18 protein-coding genes are annotated in these 19155 nt (G+C 66.1%); 13 read left to right on the top strand and 5 right to left on the bottom strand.

All coding sequences use genetic code 11. The features are described 5' to 3' along the window. Positions 1-19: 19 nt before the first annotated feature. Positions 20-1273, bottom strand: coding sequence for an extracellular solute-binding protein (locus PUN71_RS09455; RefSeq protein ID WP_277798179.1), 1254 nt, complete (start codon positions 1271-1273; stop codon positions 20-22). Positions 1274-1488: 215 nt separating this feature from the next. Further along, entirely contained in the window at positions 1489-2268 is a 780-nt protein-coding gene (locus PUN71_RS09450; RefSeq protein ID WP_277798178.1) for a FadR/GntR family transcriptional regulator, read from the bottom strand. Between the two features lie 181 nt (positions 2269-2449). Between PUN71_RS09450 and PUN71_RS09445 the strand changes: the two genes are divergently transcribed. From PUN71_RS09445 to PUN71_RS09385, 13 genes are all read left to right on the top strand, one after another. Beyond that, positions 2450-3832 (top strand): L-fuconate dehydratase, encoded by a 1383-nt coding sequence (locus PUN71_RS09445; protein WP_277798177.1) that lies wholly within the window; start codon positions 2450-2452, stop codon positions 3830-3832. A gap of 9 nt (positions 3833-3841) precedes the next feature. Continuing rightward, the gene (locus PUN71_RS09440) at positions 3842-4270 is read left to right on the top strand and encodes an RbsD/FucU domain-containing protein (protein ID WP_277798176.1); all 429 of its coding nucleotides are present in this window, start codon (positions 3842-3844) and stop codon (positions 4268-4270) included. Next, entirely contained in the window at positions 4270-5163 is an 894-nt protein-coding gene (locus tag PUN71_RS09435; RefSeq protein ID WP_277798175.1) for an amidohydrolase family protein, read from the top strand. Before PUN71_RS09440 ends, PUN71_RS09435 begins: the two co-directional genes overlap by 1 nt. 2 nt (positions 5164-5165) lie before the next feature. Beyond that, the gene (locus PUN71_RS09430) at positions 5166-6137 is read left to right on the top strand and encodes an aldo/keto reductase (protein ID WP_277798174.1); all 972 of its coding nucleotides are present in this window, start codon (positions 5166-5168) and stop codon (positions 6135-6137) included. 36 nt (positions 6138-6173) lie between these two features. Next, positions 6174-7019 (top strand): fumarylacetoacetate hydrolase family protein, encoded by an 846-nt coding sequence (locus PUN71_RS09425; protein ID WP_277798173.1) that lies wholly within the window; start codon positions 6174-6176, stop codon positions 7017-7019. 27 nt (positions 7020-7046) lie between these two features. Then, positions 7047-7805, top strand: a complete 759-nt coding sequence (locus PUN71_RS09420; RefSeq protein ID WP_277798172.1) for an SDR family NAD(P)-dependent oxidoreductase — start codon at positions 7047-7049, stop codon at positions 7803-7805. A gap of 67 nt (positions 7806-7872) precedes the next feature. Then, positions 7873-9168, top strand: coding sequence for a hemolysin family protein (locus PUN71_RS09415; protein ID WP_277798171.1), 1296 nt, complete (start codon positions 7873-7875; stop codon positions 9166-9168). 172 nt (positions 9169-9340) lie between these two features. Beyond that, on the top strand, positions 9341-10321 hold the full coding sequence (locus tag PUN71_RS09410; protein WP_277798170.1) for a LacI family DNA-binding transcriptional regulator: 981 nt from the start codon (positions 9341-9343) through the stop codon (positions 10319-10321). A gap of 125 nt (positions 10322-10446) precedes the next feature. Continuing rightward, entirely contained in the window at positions 10447-11766 is a 1320-nt protein-coding gene (locus tag PUN71_RS09405) for an ABC transporter substrate-binding protein (RefSeq protein WP_277798169.1), read from the top strand. Continuing rightward, positions 11763-12782, top strand: coding sequence for a carbohydrate ABC transporter permease (locus PUN71_RS09400; protein ID WP_277798168.1), 1020 nt, complete (start codon positions 11763-11765; stop codon positions 12780-12782). Before PUN71_RS09405 ends, PUN71_RS09400 begins: the two co-directional genes overlap by 4 nt. Then, positions 12779-13678 carry a carbohydrate ABC transporter permease gene (locus PUN71_RS09395; RefSeq protein WP_082007012.1) on the top strand — a complete coding sequence of 300 codons (900 nt, stop codon included), beginning with the start codon at positions 12779-12781 and terminating at the stop codon, positions 13676-13678. Before PUN71_RS09400 ends, PUN71_RS09395 begins: the two co-directional genes overlap by 4 nt. Then, positions 13675-15267: an alpha-amylase family glycosyl hydrolase gene (locus PUN71_RS09390; RefSeq protein WP_277798167.1), complete on the top strand. Its 1593-nt coding sequence runs from the start codon at positions 13675-13677 to the stop codon at positions 15265-15267. The genes PUN71_RS09395 and PUN71_RS09390 overlap by 4 nt, the downstream gene beginning before the upstream one ends. A 96-nt stretch (positions 15268-15363) precedes the next feature. After that, positions 15364-15750 carry a hypothetical protein gene (locus PUN71_RS09385; protein WP_043451631.1) on the top strand — a complete coding sequence of 129 codons (387 nt, stop codon included), beginning with the start codon at positions 15364-15366 and terminating at the stop codon, positions 15748-15750. 15 nt (positions 15751-15765) lie between these two features. Here the strand turns inward: PUN71_RS09385 and PUN71_RS09380 are convergent, their stop codons facing one another. From PUN71_RS09380 to PUN71_RS09370, 3 genes are all read right to left on the bottom strand, one after another. Then, on the bottom strand, positions 15766-16509 hold the full coding sequence (locus tag PUN71_RS09380; RefSeq protein ID WP_277798166.1) for a dienelactone hydrolase family protein: 744 nt from the start codon (positions 16507-16509) through the stop codon (positions 15766-15768). Positions 16510-16576: 67 nt separating this feature from the next. Next, complete coding sequence (locus tag PUN71_RS09375; protein WP_277798165.1) at positions 16577-17938, bottom strand: MFS transporter; 1362 nt, start codon at positions 17936-17938, stop codon at positions 16577-16579. Positions 17939-18005: 67 nt separating this feature from the next. After that, entirely contained in the window at positions 18006-18941 is a 936-nt protein-coding gene (locus PUN71_RS09370) for a serine hydrolase (RefSeq protein ID WP_277798164.1), read from the bottom strand. Positions 18942-19155 lie beyond the last annotated feature (214 nt).

Raw genomic sequence — 19155 nt, 5'->3', positions numbered from 1 at the left:
GGAGCCTGCCCCCGGAGGATTACTTGGCTGAGTTGGCGATGGTGGAGAGGATGTCCTGGGCTGACTTGGTGCCGCGGAACCCGTCGCCGGAGTACTGCGTGAAGTTCGTTTCTACCTGGTTCCAGGTGGGCGTGGTCACCAGGGGGCGCCCGGACTTCAGCAGCGCTTCGACCACGGCGACGTCGGCCGCCGGCTTGTTACCGGCCCAGTCCTTGATCGCGGACTCCACGGAGGGCACCGTTCCGCGGGCTGCCCCGACGGCTCCAACCACCTCAGGCGTCGTGATCTTCATGATGTTCTTGAAGGCCGTTTCCTTGTCCTCGCAGGACGCCGCGATGGCGAAGGCGGAGCCTTGGATCATCCCGATGCCCTGCCCCGAGGTCGAAGGAATGACGGCGATGCCCACCTTGCCCTGCGTCTTCGTGGTCAGTGTGTCGTACATCCAAGGGCCGTCGATGATCATGGCCGCCTTGCCGCTCATGAACTGCTGCTCCGGGACATCGCTGCCGTCCGATGCCTGAGGAGCAGTGGCCACCTTTTCCTTGGCGGCCAGGTCAAAGGCGAACTGCTGGTCCTGCACCAGACCCTGGTTGGTCAGGTCCAGCTTCCCGTCCTTGACCGGTTCGTTGCCGTTGGCAAAAGCCAGGGGCAGCCCCGGGCCTGCGCCGAAGCCCGGCGGCACGGCCAGGCCCGTAACGCCGCCCTTCGTCAGTGCCTTCAGGTCCGATGTGAACTGAGCGGTGGTGTAATTGAGCGTTGGCTCCTTCACTCCTGCTGCGGACAGGAGGTCTTTGTTGTAGTAGAGGACTACCGGCTCGGCGTCGTACGGGATGCCGCGGAGGCTTCCGTCCACCGTCAAGCCATCAATCATCGCCTTGTTGTACATGGACACGTCCACGTTGTTGCTCTTGACCATGTCGTCAAGCGGCACCGTCAGGTCCTTGAGTTCCTGGGCGCGGGCCGCCTGCGTGGTGATGATGCACGGCGCACCGGAGCTGGACAACCGCGTCTTCACTTTTGTCCAGTAGTCGTTGAAGCTGGGACCCTCGAGGGTGAGGTTGAACGCGGGGTCTTTCTTCTTTGCCGCGTCCACGAAGGCCTGCCATTGCGCCCGGTCATTTTCATTGCTGATCCAGGTGTACATGGAGGAGGCTTCCTTGCCCCCGCCGGATGATGAACCTGCGCTTGAACCACAGGCGCTCAGGGTGCCCACTGCGAGGGCTGCCACCGCGGCCGCTGTCAACAGCCTGCCGGTAACGCGGTTGATCGACACGATGAATGTCCTTTCATTAGCTGGGGACAAAGGCTGCCCTGCGGCGTCTGGTCGCTTTCCCGATGGGTTTCCGCAACCTTTGTTCCAACAGAATGACCCTGCCCTCGTCGGGAAGTCAAGGATTCATCTGATCTTTTATGCTAATTTCCCCTCAAGCACCGTGAGAGCCAGCCTTTTGCTGCCGTATTGCCCTACAAGGTCTGACGAATATTCGTCTAGCGGGCGCTGCTCCCGCCCTCCATAACTCCCGCCGCATCGCCACCCCGGTCCTCAAGGGCCGGTTCAGGGATGGCCGTCACATAGTCCTCTACCGCATATAGGTGGTTGGCCATCCGCGTCCTGGCGCGATCTGCGTCGTGCCCGCGCAACGCCTCCAGAATGCCAAGGTGCTCTCGGTGCGTGGCCTGCAGACCCTCGTTGTCGTGAAGGGAGCGCCACATGCGCCCCCTAATGGTGTTGCTCGACACGGTCTCGATCAGCGCGGACAGTACGTGATTGGCGGATGCCTGCGCGATCAGGCGGTGGAACTCGACGTCGCACTGCATTGCAGCCTCGTGCTGGATAGGTTCTGCCTGAATAGCGGCATGCGCGCGTTCCAGAATGCGTTCTGCTTCGTCAAGCTGATCTTTGCCGATCTGGACGGCTGCGGCGGCAGCAGCCTCGGTCTCCAGCGCCCTGCGGACCGTATGCACCTGATTCGCGCGCTCGCCGTCCTGCAGACCCACCCAGAATTCCATGGCGGACAGGAGGGCGGCGGGCTCCAGGCGGGTGACGAACGTGCCGGCACCTTGCCGTGTTTCCAGGATTCCCATGACAGACAGGGCCCGCACGCCTTCGCGCAGGGACCCCCTGGAGACCTGCAGTTCCGCGGCGAGGTCCTTCTCGATGGGCAGCCGATCCCCCGGCCGCAGACGGCGGGAGGAGAGCATTCGTTTCACGCCCGAAATGACGACGTCAGTCTGCGACATCGCACCATTGGCGGCTCCGTTGGTCATGGATGCCGCCCTTCTTGCTGTTCCGTCAGTTTGGGTTTCCACTAGCCGATCCACTTTCATCCGATGAATTGCTTGGAAAAGCTATCCAAGTCCTATATTCTCATCAAATACTTCCAAATACATCTGATGACGCTTGCGCCGCCGCAGCGTCATTCTCGCAGCCTCATCGAGAGGATTCACCTTGCCACAGATCACCGGATTTGACGTGTTCGACGTGCGCTTTCCGACGTCGCTCTCGGCCGACGGCTCGGATGCCATGAACAAGGACGGGGACTACTCCGCCGCCTACATCATCTTGAAGACCGACGACCCCGAAGTGTACGGATGCGGGTTTACCTTCACCATCGGCCGGGGCAATGACGTCTGCGCGGCCGCCATGGAACTCCGGGCCCGCCCCCTTGTGGGGCTGGACGCCGATGCAATCTGCATCGACCTGGGAGGGACGTATCGAAGCCTCAAACGCGATTCGCAGCTCCGCTGGCTCGGACCCGAAAAGGGCGTGGAGCACCTTGCGCTTGGTGCCGTGATGAATGCCGTATGGGACATGGCAGCCCGGCGGGCGGGCAAGCCACTGTGGCGGCTCCTGGTCGACATGACGCCTGAACAGATTGTCGATGCTGCCGACCTTACGTATCTCTCGGACGCGCTGACCCGGGACGAAGCATTGAACCTCCTGGCCCGCCTCGTCCCGTCCAGGGACGAACGGCTCCGCCAGCTGACCCGCGACGGCTACCCCTGTTACACCACATCCGCAGGGTGGCTCGGGTACTCCGACCAGAAGCTCCGGCGGCTCTGCCAGGAGGCGGTGGACCAGGGGTACCGCCACATCAAGCTCAAAGTAGGTGCCTCGTTGGAGGACGACATCCGGCGCCTTCGCATCGCCCGCGAGGTCATGGGACCCGAAGGGAACCTGATGATCGACGCGAACCAGGTGTGGGACGTTCCCCAGGCGATTGACTGGGTGAAGCAGCTGTCCGAATTCAACCCCCTGTGGATCGAGGAACCCACCAGCCCCGATGATGTGCTGGGCCACGCCGAGATACGCCGGGCAGTGCAGCCGATCGGAGTGGCGACCGGCGAGCACGGCATGAACCGGGTGCTCTTCAAGCAACTCTTCCAGGCCGGGGCCATCGACTACTGCCAGCTGGACGCCTGCCGGCTCGCCAGTGTCAACGAAGTACTCGCGGTCCAGCTGATGGCGGCCAAGTTCGGTATCCCGGTGTGTCCCCACGCCGGCGGAGTGGGCCTGTGCGAGCTGGTCCAGCATTTGTCCATCTTCGATTTCATCGCCGTTTCGGGGGACCTTACCGGGCGGGTCACCGAATTCGTTGACCACCTGCACGAACATTTCGTGGACCCTTGCCTCGTAAAGGACGGCGCCTATGTCATGCCTGCCAATCCGGGGTATTCGGCAGAGCTCAAGGAGCAGACCCTGCAGGAATACGCCTTTCCCCGCGGCAGCTACTGGGCCGGAACGGAAGCCGGCCGGGCGGAAACGGCATGGCGGCAGGCCCACGATGGCCAGGCCGTTGCCTTCGCGAGCGTGCGGGCAGGAGAAGGGTAGGAAACAGCCATGATCAACTACACCCTTACGCATCCCGGCCTGCTCGCTGCCCTCGCCGAATCCGGCCATGGGTCGCAGATCCTGGTTGCCGACGCCAACTACCCCCACAACACGGGAGCACCGGCATCGGCCAGGCGCATCGCGTTGAACCTGAGGCCCGGGCTGCTCACCATCGATCAGATCCTCGAAGTGCTGGTCGAGGCCGTTCCTCTCGAAGCGGCAGCGGTGATGACGCCGCCTGATGGAAACTGGACGGAGGCAGTCAGGGGCTATCAGCAGGCGCTGGGCACCGCGGTTCCCATCACCTCCCATCAACGCTTTGGGTTTTACGACGCCGCCCGGTCGCCCGACGTCGCCGTTGTCATCGCCAGCGGTGACACCCGGCACTACGCGAACCTGCTGCTGACCATCGGGGTCCGGCCTGACGGTACCGCCTGATGGAAGCATCCTCCTTGCAGGTGATCGACGCACACGTCCACGTCTGGGACCCCGCTGTGCTCGACTACGCCTGGTTGGCCGACGCCCCCGGCCTGAACAAGCCGTTCCTCCCGGACGGTCTTCCGCACCGCGGGGCCAGCACCACTGCAGCTGTCTTCGTGCAGGCCGATTGCCGTGACGACCAGGCATTGAAGGAAGTGGACTGGGTAACCGGGCTCCGGGCGGGTTGGCCGGAACTGGCCGGGATCGTGGCCTTCGCCGCCATCAGCCGCGGGGACGCAGTGGCGGCGGATCTCGGCCAATTACTGGAGCGGCCCCTGGTCCGTGGCGTGCGGCAGCTCTTTCAGGACCGGGATAAGTCGTTCATGCTGCATCCGGCAACGCTGGCGGGGGCACGGCAGGTAGCCAGTGCCGGGCTGGTGTTTGACGCCTGCATCCGCGCCCCGCAGCTTGAGGCCCTGGCCGAGTTTGCCGGCCTCGTCCCCGACCTGCAGATTGTGCTGGACCACATGGGCAAACCTCCCATCGCCCGCGGGGATCAAGCGATGTGGCGTACGGGCATGCGGGAAGTTGCAAGGCGCCCCAACGTCGTCGTCAAAATCTCCGGGGCCGGGGCGGAGGCGGACCCGAACCGGCCGCTGGCGCCCCAGGCATCACCCTTTGTCAGCGAAACGCTGGACCTTTTCGGAGCCGGGCGCTGCATGGTCGGCAGCGACTGGCCCGTCTCCCTCACCGGGCAGCCCGCCTACCAGGAGTGGCTCACCATTATGGAACAGGCAATGGTGGGCGCGTCCGACGGCGAGCGCAAAAGTGTCCTGCACGGAACGGCAACCCGCGTCTATCAGCTTCAACCGCCGCCACGACAGCCACCCACGAACCAGGAGAAGGACTGAGAATGCAAGCAGAAACCCGCACCATCCCGGACACGGACGTCCAGCTGCCGGTGCTCGGCTTCGGCGGGGCGCCCATCGGCAATCTCTACCGGCAGGTTCCGGAGCAGGAAGCGCTCGACGCCGTCACCTCGGCGTGGGAGGGCGGCGTCCGGTACTTCGATACCGCACCGCACTACGGGCTGGGGCTATCCGAACGCCGCCTTGGTGCGGCGCTGGCGGGGCTGGACCGCGACAGTTACGTGCTCAGCACCAAGGTGGGGCGGCTCCTCCGGCCCAACCCGTCCCCGCAGGGCACGGATACCGAGGGGTTCGACGTCCCGGACGAGCTCCACAGGGTTCGGGACTACTCCCGGGACGGCGTGCTGCGCTCCATCGAGGAAAGCCTGCAGCGGCTGGGCACGGATCGGATCGACATCGTCTACATCCATGACCCCGACGACTACTGGACCGAAGCCGTCGAGGGAGCCGCACCCACCCTTTCCGCGCTCCGCGACGAAGGCGTGATCGGCGCGTGGGGCGCGGGCATGAACCAGTCCGGGATGCTCCACCGTTTCGTCACCGAGACGGACATCGACGTGGTCATGCTCGCCGGCCGGTACACGTTGCTGGAGCAGGGAGCCGCACAGGACCTGCTTCCGGCATGCATCGAACGCGGGGTCGGGGTGGTGAACGTCGGCGTCTTCAACTCCGGACTGCTGTCCAAGGAACGGCCGGCCGCCAACGCCACATACAACTACGCACCTGCCCCGCAGGACCTGCTGGACAGGGCCAACCTGCTGGCGGACATCTGCGAATTGCACGGAACCACGCTTCCCGCGGCCGCCCTCCAGTACCCGTACCAGCACCCGGCCGTGACAAGCGTCGTCCTGGGCATGCGGACGCCGGCCCAGGTGCAGCAGAACCTCGACCTGGCCTCCCAGAAAGTGCCGGACGCGCTCTGGGCCGACCTCCGCGACCGCGGGCTCATTACCTGACCGCACAGCCCACCCCTATTGAGAAGAGAAGGAACAATGCAATTTGCGCGCATAGGTGCCCCGGGCAAGGAAGTGCCCGCCCTGCTGCACGACAAGAAGTACTACTCCCTGGAGCAGCTGGCGGCCGATATAGACGCCGGCTTCTGGGAATCCGACGGTCCGGGACGCGCGGCCGCCGCGCTCGAAGCCGGGGAATTAACCGAACTCGCCGTCGACGGGGCACGCATCGGCGCTCCGATTGCCCGGCCCTCCTCCGTCATCTGCGTCGGCATGAACTACGCCGCGCATGCCGCTGAATCCGGCTCCGCCCCGCCTTCGGTCCCGATCATCTTCCACAAGGCTCCCAACACGGTGGCAGGTCCTTTCGACGCGGTGGCCATCCCCCGTGGTTCCACCAAGACCGATTGGGAAGTGGAATTGGGGGTGGTCATTGGCCGCCGCGCTTCGTACCTGGACTCCCCGGCACAGGCCCGTGACCACATTGCCGGGTTCGTCACCGTCAACGACCTGTCTGAGCGCACCTTCCAGCTTGAGGTGTCCGGCGGGCAATGGTCCAAAGGCAAGAGCTGCGCGGGTTTTTGCCCCACCGGCCCCTACCTTGTCACCCCTGACGAGGTGGATGCCGGGAACCTGCCGCTGCGCAGCTGGGTCAACGGTGAACTCCGCCAGGACTCCACCACCCGCGACCTGATCTTCGGGGTGGAACAGGTGATCCATGACCTCAGCCAATTCCTGGTCCTCGAGCCTGGAGACCTCATCTGCACCGGAACCCCCGAGGGAGTAGCCCTGTCCGGGCGCTTCCCCTACCTGAAGGCCGGTGACGTCGTCGAACTTGAAGTGGCGGGGCTTGGCCGCCAGCGGCAGGAATTCTTCCAGGGCTAGGCAGCCCGCCATCGAAAGGATCAAACAATGGGATTTGCTGGACTCAAGGCAGTTATCACCGGCGGGGCCTCCGGCATTGGCGCGGCGGCGGCGAAGCTTCTCCAGGAGCGGGGCGCCTCGGTCGCCGTGCTGGACCTCAACCCCGACCAGGCACCTGCAGGGATAAAGGCCATCCACTGCGACGTCTCCGACGACGCCTCCGTCCGCCAGGCCATTGAAGAAGCTGCGCAGCAGTTGGGCGGGATCGACGTCGTGGCCAACAACGCCGGGGTGGGCGCCCAGGGCACCATCGAGGCCAACGACGACGACGAGTGGCACCGGGTGTTCGACATCAACGTGCTGGGAATGGTCCGCGTCTCAAGGGCGGCACTGCCCTACCTGCGGCAGTCGGAGCACGCGGCCATCGTCAACACCTGTTCCGTAGCAGCCACCGCAGGCCTCCCGCAGCGGGCACTGTACAGCGCCACCAAGGGTGCTGTGCTGTCGTTGACTTTGGCCATGGCCGCCGACCACCTGCAGGAAGGCATCAGGGTCAACTGCGTCAACCCGGGGACGGCTGACACGCCCTGGGTCGGCCGGCTCCTGTCCGCAGCGGCGGACCCGGAGGCAGAGCGCGCCGCACTGGAGGCGCGCCAGCCCCACGGCCGGCTCGTCTCCCCAGAGGAAATCGCTGCTGCCATCGCATACCTGGCCAGCCCCTTCGCCGGTTCCACCACGGGCGTGGACCTGGCAGTCGACGGGGGCATGCAGGCACTCCGGCTCCGGCCCCGCACCCCCCGGTCCTGACATAAGTGTCCTGACGTAAGTGTCCTGACGCAGCGCCAAGCGCGCCCCGGCTCTGTAGTGTCATGTCATGGACAGCGGCGCCGTGGTCAACATCGCTTTGGTTCTGGGTTTCGTGCTGCTGGGCGGCGTGTTCGCAGCGGCTGAGATGGCCCTCGTGTCCCTGCGGGAAAGCCAGGTGCGCCGGATCGAGAAGTCCGGCCCCCGCGGAGTCCGGACTGCCGAGCTGGCGCGCAACCCCAACCGGTTCCTTTCCACCGTACAGATCGGGGTCACCCTGGCCGGGTTCTTCTCCGCGGCCTATGGCGCCTCGGAAATAGCGCCCGGCGTCGTCCCCCTGCTGGAGGCCGCCGGGCTGGGCGCGGCGGCAGGGCCAGTGGCTTTCATCGGCATGACCCTGCTGGTCGCCTACCTGTCCCTGGTCCTGGGTGAATTGGCGCCCAAGCGGCTGGCGCTGCAACGGCCGGTGGTCTTCACCAGGATCCTGGCTCCGCCGCTGATTGCGTTTTCAAGGGCCATGCGGCCGGTCATCTGGCTCCTGTCCGTCTCGACGGACGCCGTGGTGCGGCTCCTCGGCGGCGATCCGCGGGCGAGACGGGAGGGCATCAGCTCCGAAGAACTCTGGGACATGGTGGCGGAAAGCGAACTGCTGGAGGAAAGCAGCCGGAGCATCGTGGCCGACGTGTTCGGTGCAGGCGACCGGACACTTCAGGAGGTGATGCGCCCACGGACGGAAGTAACGTTCATCGACGGCGCCACCACCATCGCCGATGCCCGGAGCATGGTCAGGGATGGCCCGTATTCGCGGTTCCCCGTCATCGGGAAAAGTCCGGACGACGTGTTGGGGTTCGTGCATATCCGCGACCTCATGCCCCGCGATGAGGCGCAGGACCGGCGCCCGGTGCGGACCATTGCCAGGGAAATCCTGGCGCTGCCCGGCACCAACCGGGTGCTGCCCTCGCTGTCCCGGATGCGCAAGGTCAACCAGCACATTGCGCTGGTGGTGGACGAGTACGGTGGCACGGACGGCGTGGTGACGCTCGAAGACCTGGTGGAAGAACTCGTGGGCGAAATCTACGACGAGTACGACACCGGCGCCGAGCACGAGGACCGCGTCAGCGTCGCCAACGGAACCATCGACGTCGACGGCGGCCTGATCCTGCAGGAGTTCAGGGCAGCCTCCGGAATAGAACTGCCCGAGGGCCACTACGAGACAGTGGCGGGATTCATCATGGACCGGCTGGGACGCCTTCCACGGGCGGGCGACCGCGTGCAGGTCCCCGGCTATGTGCTGACGGTCCTGAGCATGGACAGGCTCCGGATCGCACGGGTCCGCGTCACCCCGGCCACCGACCGGCCCGGGTAGGAGTACGACGGCGGCACGCGGCTTGGAGGGGCGGCGGCACTGTCTGGGCGGCGTTTACGAAACGCATGCGGTTCCGTTCCTTGTCCATTTACTGTTGTTGAGGCGCGTCACGCAACCGTTTTCGTAAACCGTTTGCGTACGTGCCACAGAGCACCGGCGGGAAAGGGAAACAGTGGTAACCATCAGGGACGTGGCGCAACATGCCGGAGTCTCGCCTGCCACCGTTTCCCGCGTCGTCAACGGCCTCGTAGGCTACTCGGACGAAACCCGGGAACGCGTCGAGGCCGCCGTCCGCAAGCTCAGCTACGAAACGGATTACTTGGCCCGGGGCCTGAAGACCCGCCAGACTTCGGTGATCGGGCTCCTCGCGCCGATGGTTTCGGATGCCCTCGCCTCCAAGGTCATGCAGGGCGTCGAGCAGGAAGCCCAGGAGCGCGGCTACGCCGTCATGCTGGGACGCACCGGAGCCAAGTCCGCCTTCATCGCCGGCTACCTGAGAACCTTGCGAACCTACCGGTCCGCCGGGGTCATCCTCATCTCCGCGGTCATTACCCAGGAAACGCGGCAGCTGCTGGGACCCAACATCCCCATCATTTCCGTGGCCATCAGCGACAAATCCGGGTCGCCGAGTGTTGCCATCGATGACGAACAGGCCGCCTACGACGCAACCCGCCACCTGCTGCGGATCGGGCACCGCCGCATCGGCTTACTGGCGGGAGATCCCGGCTCGGTCTTCGTGGCCAAGCCCCGCGAGCGCGGTTACCTCCGCGCCATGCGGGAGGCAAAATGTACGCCGGTCACGGCCACCGGCAGCTTCTTTTACGAAAGCGGGGCGGCCGGACTGGACGAACTCCTGGCTCAGGATCCCGGATTGACTGCCATCTTCGCGGTGAGCGACGAGATGGGGGCCGCAGTGGTCAACGAACTCCAGAGGCGGGGCCGGAAAGTGCCTGAGGACGTCTCCGTCCTGGGCTTCGACAACACTTCCACCTCGCTGCACGTGCACCCGCCGCTGAGCACCATGGGCCAGCCGCTTGAGGAGATGGGACGGATGGCCGTAACCAAACTCCTCCGCGCGCGGGACCTCGGACCCAAGATCATGCCCCACCGGCTCATCGAGCGCGGTTCCACCGCGCCGCCGCCCACCACCTGACCAGCCACCGCACGCACTCCCCCACCCAAGGCAACGCCTGGCACATCCCCGTGCCGCCGTCGTCGTACTTCTCCATGCCCGCAACCCCTGATTCGCATCACAAATATCCCCAGAAGGAGCATCACATGAGGCAGCGCCGCCGCACTTGGCAGACACTTCTCACCACCACCGCACTCGTCACGGCAGCCGCCACCGGGCTCACGGCCTGCGGAGGTTCCTCACCCCAACCAAAAGCCAGCAGCAGCCCGGCCGCGGCGTTCGAGGGCAAGGGCCCCATCAACTACGTTTCCTCCCGGGATGCCTCCGGTGCCGCCAACAAGAGCATCGAGGAATGGAACGCGGCCCACCCGGACGAAAAGGTCACCTTCATCGAACTCCCCGACTCCGCGGACCAGCAGCGCCAGCAGCTGATCCAGAATGCCCAGATCAAGTCGGACACGTTCAGCGTGCTGAACCTCGATGTGGTGTGGAACTCCGAGTTCGCCGCCAACAAGTGGGTCCTGCCGCTGCCTGCGGACGCCGTGCCCACGGACAAGATGATCCCCGCCACCGTCAACGCCGCCAAATACCGGGACACGTTGGTAGGTGCGCCGTACTACACCGACGGTGCGCTCTTCTACTTCCGCCAGGACCTGCTCACCGCCGCCGGAGTTGCCGCCCCGCCCAAGACCTGGGACGAAATGAAGGACGCCTGCAAGAAGATCCTGGCCCTGCCTGAAGCGGCCGGCATGTCCTGCTACGCGGGCCAGTTCGACAAGAACGAAGCCCTCACCGTGAACTTCTCCGAGGCAGTGGCATCCGCCGGCGGCAGCGTGGTTGACGCCGACGGCAAGCCCACGGTGGACACCCCCGAAGCGAAGAAGGGCCTGTCGCTGCTGGTTGACGGGTTCAAGGAAGGCCTCTTCCCCTCGGACGCCATCACCTACCTCGAGGAACAGGGCCGCCGCGCGTTCCAGGACGGCAAACTGGTGTTCCTACGCAACTGGCCCTTCGTCTACGCCTCCCTGAGCGCCACGGACGGCTCCAGCAAGGTGGCCGGCAAGTTCGGCATCACTTCCATCCCCGGAACCGACGGCCCGGGCGTCTCCACCCTGGGCGGCCGCAACCTGGCCGTCTCCCCCTTCACGCCCAACAAGGCCACGGCCCTGGAGTTCATCAAGTTCTTCACCAGCGAGGAACAGGCCAGGAAGCGCCTTGAACTGAGCTCCCGCGCACCCGCCTACGCCGACCTCTACCAGGACCAGGCCGTCGTCGCCAAGCGCCCCTTCTTCCCCAACCTGCTTGAGTCCCTGCAGAACGCCCAGCCCCGCCCCAAGGTGGTCCAGTACGGCGCCACCACCAAGGCCATCCAGGAAGAGGCCTACGCCGCGATCACCGGCCAGAAGACCACCGACGCCGCCCTGGCGGACATGCAGTCCAAGCTCAAAGAGATCTCCTCGAAATGACAAGCTCCGCAACCCTCAACCGGACACTTAACGGGCCGCCAGGCGCGCAGGCCGCGCCGGGCGCGGGCCGCACTCCGGGCGAAGGCCGGATGGCGGCCCTGCTGCTCTCCCCCACGCTCCTGGTGTTGGCGCTGGTGATCGCCTACCCGCTCATTTCGGCCATCCACCAGTCCCTGTACCGGGCCCAGCCAGGGCTGGACGCTGACGGTTACGTCACCGAAGGGGAAGCGTTCGTTGGCCTGGCCAACTACGCGGACCTCTTCTCGGGCGAAGCCGGCCAGCAGTTCTTTAACGCGTTCGGCAACACCACCTTCTTCACCGTCACCACCGTGCTGCTGGAGACCGTTTTGGGCCTGGCCCTGGCACTGGCCATGAACCGGGCCTTCAAGGGCAGGTCCTTCCTCCGCGCCAGCATCCTGGTGCCATGGGCCGTCCCCACGGCGGTGTCCGGCCTGCTGTGGCGCTGGATCTTCCAGTCCGACGGCATCGCCAACACCCTGCTGGGCAGCGAAATCCTCTGGACCGCGGAGGGAGCCGCCTCCAAGGTTGCGGTCATCGTCGCGGAAGTCTGGAAGACGGCTCCCTTCATCGGCCTGCTGGTGCTGGCCGGCATGCAGATCATTCCGGACGAAGTGTACGAGGCCGCCAAGATCGACGGCGCCGGCTGGTGGCGGCAACTGGGTGCCATCACGCTGCCGCTGGTAAAGCCCACCCTGCTGGTGGCCGTGCTGTTCCGCATGCTCGACGCGCTGCGCATGTTCGACCTGCCTTTCGTCCTCATCGGTCCTGGCAAGCAGTCGGTGGAAACACTGTCCATGCTTGCCTGGGACGAGTCCAACCAGCTCCGGTACGGCTCAGCATCCGCTTTTTCCGTCATCCTGTTCCTCTATGTCGCGGCCGTGGCGATCGTGTTCGTCAAGGTGCTGGGCGCCGACATCACCGGGGCGAAGCAGCTGGGCGCCAAACGCCGTGCCCGCAAGGCAGACCGCATCCAGAAAGCCGAGGCCGCCCAATGACCATCACAGACCTCCGGGCGCTCTCCAAAGCCGGGACCGCGGCGTCGGGCGCTCCTGCCAGGACCGGGCAGAAACGCGGCTGGCGCTCCTACTCCGTCTACGCGGGCCTGGTGCTGATCATCGTCTACTGCCTGGCCCCGTTCTACTGGATGATCGTCTCCAGCCTGCGCCGCACCGCCGACATCTTCGACAACACCCTCCTCCCGAACCCCTTCTCGCTGGAGAACTACACCAAGGTGTTCGACGGCTCCACCATGTTCGGACAGGCGCTGCTGAACAGCCTGATCGTTGCCGGCGTGACCACGGTGGCCGCCCTGGTGCTGGGCATCTTCGCCGCCTACGCCATCTCCCGGCTGAACTTCCGGTTCAAATCGGTGATCCTCGGCGTCATCATTGCCACGTCCATGTTCCCGGGGATCTCCGTGGTGGTGCCGCTGCTGCGCTTCTTCACGGACCTGGGCTGGATCAACACGTACCAGGCCATGATCATCCCCAACCTGTCTTTCGCCATTCCGCTGGCCGTCTGGAACCTCACCACCTTCATGAAGCAGCTGCCCTTCGACCTTGAGGAAGCCGCCATGATCGACGGCTGCACCAAGTGGCAGGCGTTCCGGAAGGTCCTGCTGCCGCTGGCCGCGCCGGGCGTGTTCACCACCGCGATCCTGACCTTTATCCACAGCTGGAACGAGTTCATCATTGCGCTGTCCATGATCAACGACCCCAGGATCCAGACCGCCACTGTGGCCATTTCCAAGTTCACCGGCGCCACCGAGTTCCAGGCGCCGTTCGGCGAGCAGATGGCCGCCGGCGTCATCGTCACCATCCCCCTGGTGGTCATGGTGCTGGTGTTCCAGCGCCGGATCGTGGAAGGCCTGACCGCTGGAGCCGGCAAGTGAGCGGGGACTGGTGGGATTCCGCCGTCATCTACGAGGTGTACCCCCGGTCCTTCGCGGACGGTGACGGCGACGGCGTAGGCGACCTCCCCGGGCTGAGTGAACGGCTGCCGTACATCGCTTCCCTTGGCGTGGACGGGATATGGATGACCCCTTTCCAGACCTCCCCACAGGTGGACCAGGGCTACGACGTCAGTGACTACTGCGGGGTTGATCCGCTGTTCGGCACGATGGCGGACTTCGATCAGTTGCTGGATAAAGCGCATGGCCAGGGCCTGCGGGTCCTGCTGGACGTGGTCCCCAACCACTGCTCATCCGCACATCCGCTGTTCCAGCAGGCCCTGGCCGCCGGCCCGGGCTCACCGGAACGCGAGTTCTTCCATTTCGTGGAAGGCCGCAGTTCCTCCCCGGACTCCCCCAGCGACCTCCCGCCCAACAACTGGCAGAGCGTCTTCGGCGGCCGGGCGTGGTCCCGCGCCAACCCTGGTTCGGCTACTGACACCCAGTGGTACCTGCACTTGTTTTCGTCCGGGCAGCCTGACTGGAACTGGCGTAACCCTGAGGTGGGCGACTACTTCGAAGGAGTGCTGCGCTTCTGGTTCGACAAGGGCGTGGATGGCCTCCGGATCGACGTGGCGCACGCCCTGTTCAAGGCCGACGGAATGCCGGACGCGCCGTCGGCCAGCCCGGTGGTGGACGGCCTGCGGTCCAATCCGCTGGTTTCGGACCAGGAGGAGGTGCACGGGGTATACCGCCGCTGGCGGAGGCTGGCTGAAAAGTACCAGCCGCACCGTCTGCTGGTGGGCGAAGTTAACCTCGAACCGGCCAGGGCCGCCCGCTACACCCGCGCAGATGAGATGCACCAGGCCTTCGCGTTCGCCTTCGTCAAACTGGGCTGGGACCCGGCCGCCTGGGCGAAGGTTGGCACCGAGCTGGAGGAGGCACGGAAGCTGCACGGCGCAGCCCCCACCTGGGCCCTGGAAAACCACGACATCGTCCGATCCGTGACGCGTTTCGGTGGCGGCCGGCAAGGGACGAGGCGGTCACGTGCTGCCCTGGTGGCGCTTCTCGGCCTTCCGGGAGCGGCGTACATTTACCAGGGCCAGGAACTGGGGCTTCCCGAGGTGGACGTCCCGGAGGAGGCGCGCGTTGACCCGATGTGGGCACGCGGCGGCGTCACCCGCGACGGTGCCCGCGTTCCCCTCCCGTGGACAGAAGACCCCGCGGGCGGCCACGGCTTTTCAGCTGCCGGCGGGGCCCCGTCCTGGCTGCCGACTCCGGACGAATGGGGCACCCGCGCCGTTGAGCGCCAACAACGGGACCCGGGGTCCCACCTTGCCCTGACCACGCAGGCCATCGCCCTGCGGCGCCGGCTTTGGGCAGACGGCACCTTCACGGCGAACGACGGCGGCACATGGCGCGTGCAGGAAGGTGGCCTGCTGCTGTGCCAACGCAGCCCCGGCTTCCTGGTGGCGGTCGCCATGGGGAGTGCCCCCGCCCGGCTGCCTGCCGGCGTCGTACTCTTCAGCGCCTTCCCGCTGGAACAGGACGGGTGGCTGCAGCCGGACAACGCTGCCTGGCTGCGCCTGTAGTTGCCGCGCCTCCGGGGACCAATGGCCCTAGGGCAGGACGTGGGTTACGGACACAGTTAAGGCACCATGCACCCCCACCCGGCAGACAGGACGACCATGTTCACCAAGCGCACCACCCTTCTGGCCGCCGCCCTGGCATTTGCTGCTGCAGCCGTCGCGGCGCCCGCACAGGCTGCGGGCAGCGGCGGCGCGGATGTCGACCGGACAAGCGGCTGCCAGGACAATCAAGAGGTGTGCCAAACGGTCCTGACTCCGAGCGGCATCCGTTCCAGCTCCACCTTCAGCAACTGGGTTGATACAGATCCGGGCGACGGAACCACCACCCGGACGCGCATGAGCTCCCACAGCCTCGAGCAGGACGGCGTATCCATCGAAGTGGGCCTGCATTACGCGCAAACCACCGGCGGATGCACGGACCGGGAGGACAGCCAGCAAGCCGGGGACGGCCGCGGGTACAACCACGAGGTGTACCGCTGCCCGTGACCGCCCGGCGGGCACCTACACGCTGAGGCTCCGGTCGAGGAAGGCGAGCATACGCCTCCATGAGTCTTCGGCGGCCTCAGCGTTGTAGGTGTACCTGTTGGTGTCGTTGAAGAAGGCGTGCCCTGTTCCCGGATACACGACGGCTTCGAAATCCACCCCGGCAGCCCGCATCCGCCGCTTCAGCCCGGGCAGCTCCTCGATGAGCGCACTGTCCTGTGCGCCGTAGAAGGCCAGGACGGGGCAGTTGATTGCGCGCAGCTCCGCGTCACTGAAGTCAGCGTGGCCGTAGAACGGAACGGCGGCCCGCAGCCTGGGTTCGGCAACCGCCAGGGAAAAGGTGTAGGTGCCGCCCAGGCAGAAGCCGGTCGCTGCCACCCGCCCCGCGAGTCCTGGCAGGCCTTCCAGATGGTCGAAACACACCCGGAGGGCGGCCAGCGCGTGCTTGGCGTACTCCGGTGCGCGGATTGGTGCCATGTGTTTCCGCAGCCGCGGCTGGGCATTGCTGCGCTGCTGCGGATCAAAGGCGGCCTCCTGCAGCTCTCCGCTGAGATCCGGCACTCCCCCGGCTCCCGTCAGCAGGTCCGGCGCCACCGCCACATAGCCTTCCGCGGCAAAACGGTCCGCCACATCCTTGGTGTGCGGGACAAGGCCCCACACTTCGTGGACCACCACCAGCCCGCCCCTGGGAGCCGCGGCCGGTTCACTGACGTACGCCTGGACGGACGTTGCGGCGTTGCCCAGAGCCATCATGTTTCCCATCCGGCCAGCATGGCACGCCCGCCGGACGCTTCATAGGGGTTCACCGGATGCTTCCACCCGGGGCCGGCTACGCCTTCCGCTGCCGCCAGAACACTGAAATCCCGAACGTTACGGCACACAGCACCAGCATGGCCAGCACCATCCGCAGCCAGCTGTCCTGGTGCACCCCGCCGGCGGCAAACACCCCGATCATGACGGTTGCGGTGATCGCCCCCACGTAGCGGCAGGTCTGGTAGATCCCGGCGGCAACGCCGCGCTCCTGGGGCCGGGTGGAGACGAACATGCCCTGGTTCGTGGCGATGCTCACCGTCCCGTACGGGATGCCCATCAGCGCCGTCAGCACCACCACCACCGGGATGGCCAGTGTCCCGGTCAGGAGCCACATGAGTGCCGCCACCACGGTCAGGAGGACGACGCCGGCGAGCAGCACCCGCCGGACACCCCACCGCCCCATCGCGGAGACGGCCCACGGGGTGGCCACCACGGACATGCCCGCCAGGGGCAGCATCAGCAGGCCCACCACCCCGGGATCGTAACCACCGGCTTCCTGCAGCAGCTGCGGGAGGCCGAAGAAGACAAAATAGTAGACGCTGCTGAACACAGCGAAGGCCAGGTACACCAGCATCAGCGGCCTGTTCCCGCCCAGCAGCCGCAGGTCCAGGAATGGCTTGGCGAACCGCAGCTCCCGCCAGGCAAACAGCGCCGCGATGACGGTACCCCCAGCGAGCATCCACCAGCGATAGGCCGGCGCTACATTGAGCGCCGCCATCATGACCAGCAGGAGCGCACCGATGAATCCCGCGATGCCGGGAACGTCCGAATCGCGGACCAGCTCTGCGACGCTGCCGCGCTCCCTGACTTTGTCCGGCGGTGCGGCCTGCCGGACGATCAGCAGCGCCGCCAAAGCCAGGGGGACGTTGATCAGGAACAGCGACTCCCAGCCCACCAGGCCCACCAGCAGGCCGCCGACGACAGGCCCCACCGCAGCCGCCGACGTGTTGGCCATCTGCAGCCGCCCCAGCGGGCGTGCGGTGTCCACCTTGGCCCGGTGCGCAAGCGCCCCCACCATCACCACGGCGCTGGGGTAGGCGGTGGCGGTGCCCAGCGCCATGACCGCGCGCGCCACACAGAGCAGAGCGAAGTTCGGCGCCAGCGGGGCCAGGGCGCAGGTGACGGCCACCAGCCCCATGCCCAGCAGGAACATCCGCCGGGGCCCGAACCGGTCCGCCAGCCGGCCCATGACCGGTTGCCCTGCGGCCGATGCCAGGTAGAACGAGGTGACAACCCAGGTCACGGCAGCGACGTCGAGGCCAAAATCGGCGCGGAGGACCACCAGGGCAACGGCGATCATGGACGAGTTCAGCGGGTTCAGTGCCGTGCCCAGGCTGAGGCCGGCGACGGCCAGGGAAGTCCGGGGTTTGTTGCTCACGGTAACAGTCTGGCGCATGGCTTCCGGTGCGGGCGACTTGGCGGACCCCCTTGGGGCGCGGTGTCGGCTACTTGCTCGCCAGCCCCACCGGGAAGAGGGCGTCCTCCACCGCCCGGGTCAGGTCCCGGATCACCTGGGCCTGGCCGTCATCGGCGACGCCCTCCCGGTTCTCCGTGTAGATCACCAGCGCAAAGGTGGAACCGCGGTAGCTAAGCAGGGCGGCATCGTGCAGCTCACCGGAGACTTCCCCGTACTTGTGGTGCACATCCACTCCGGACCGCGACCCGGCGGGAATGAGGTCCTCGTTGTTGGTGTCCTGCATGTAGCTGAGCAGCTGCTGGGTGTGGTCCCCATCCAGGAGCTCCCCGGCGTACAGCTTCTTCAGGATCAGGGCCATGTCGGCGGCGGTCAGCAGGTTCTGTTCGGGGTCGTACGTGACGCCGATCGAGTCCGCGTAGGCAATCAGCTGCGGGTAGCCTACGGCGTCCATGAGCAGCAGCCAGGAATCATTGTTGCTGTCATTGACCATGGCCTTGAGCTGGAAGGCGGCGTCATAGTCCCCCATGGGTTCATCCAGGCTTGCCTGCCCGTTCTCCACCAGGTGGTAGTAGGCGGCGGCCGTCAGGATCTTCGCCGTGCTGGCCGCGGTAAAGGTGTCCTGGTCCCCGAATGTCCGTTCCGCTCCGCCGGACACGTCGGCGAGCGCCAGCCCGATGCGGTATTCATCCGCCTCACTGAGGATGTTGTCCACGCTGTCCTGCAACGTCGCCGGGGCTGCCGCCACCGGCGCAGCGGGTACCGCCGGCTGGGTGGGGGCAACGGTGCCCGTCGGCGGCGCGGACCGCACTACTGCCAGGGTGATGGTGCCCACGATGACCAGCACCACGGCAAGGGCCAGGAAAAGCAGCCGCCGGTGGCCCTCCCGCCTGCTGGTCGGTGGCTTGCCAGGCGCGGGCTGCGGGGCACCGCGGCCTGGTTTGGGCACCACGGGGTGCACGGACATACAAGGGCTCCTGTCCCGCTTCGGCAATCACAAGCAACGTCAGCCCGGCGTTGAGCCGCGCTGACAGATGCTGATTAAATCACCGGAGGTTGGGAGCTTCCTGAAGGCGTGCGGGGTGTTCCGCGGTGGTCTTCACGACACGCAAGCAACTCCTCGACGCGCGTATCGATTCACGCGCACCATATTCCGGGCGCGCCAGGAAATGTGCGCCTCG

This window comes from Arthrobacter sp. NQ7, from assembly GCF_029581595.2.
Classification (GTDB): domain Bacteria; phylum Actinomycetota; class Actinomycetes; order Actinomycetales; family Micrococcaceae; genus Arthrobacter; species Arthrobacter phenanthrenivorans_B.
Note: the sequence above shows the minus strand (reverse complement) of the source record. Positions and strands in the feature narration are given on the sequence as shown.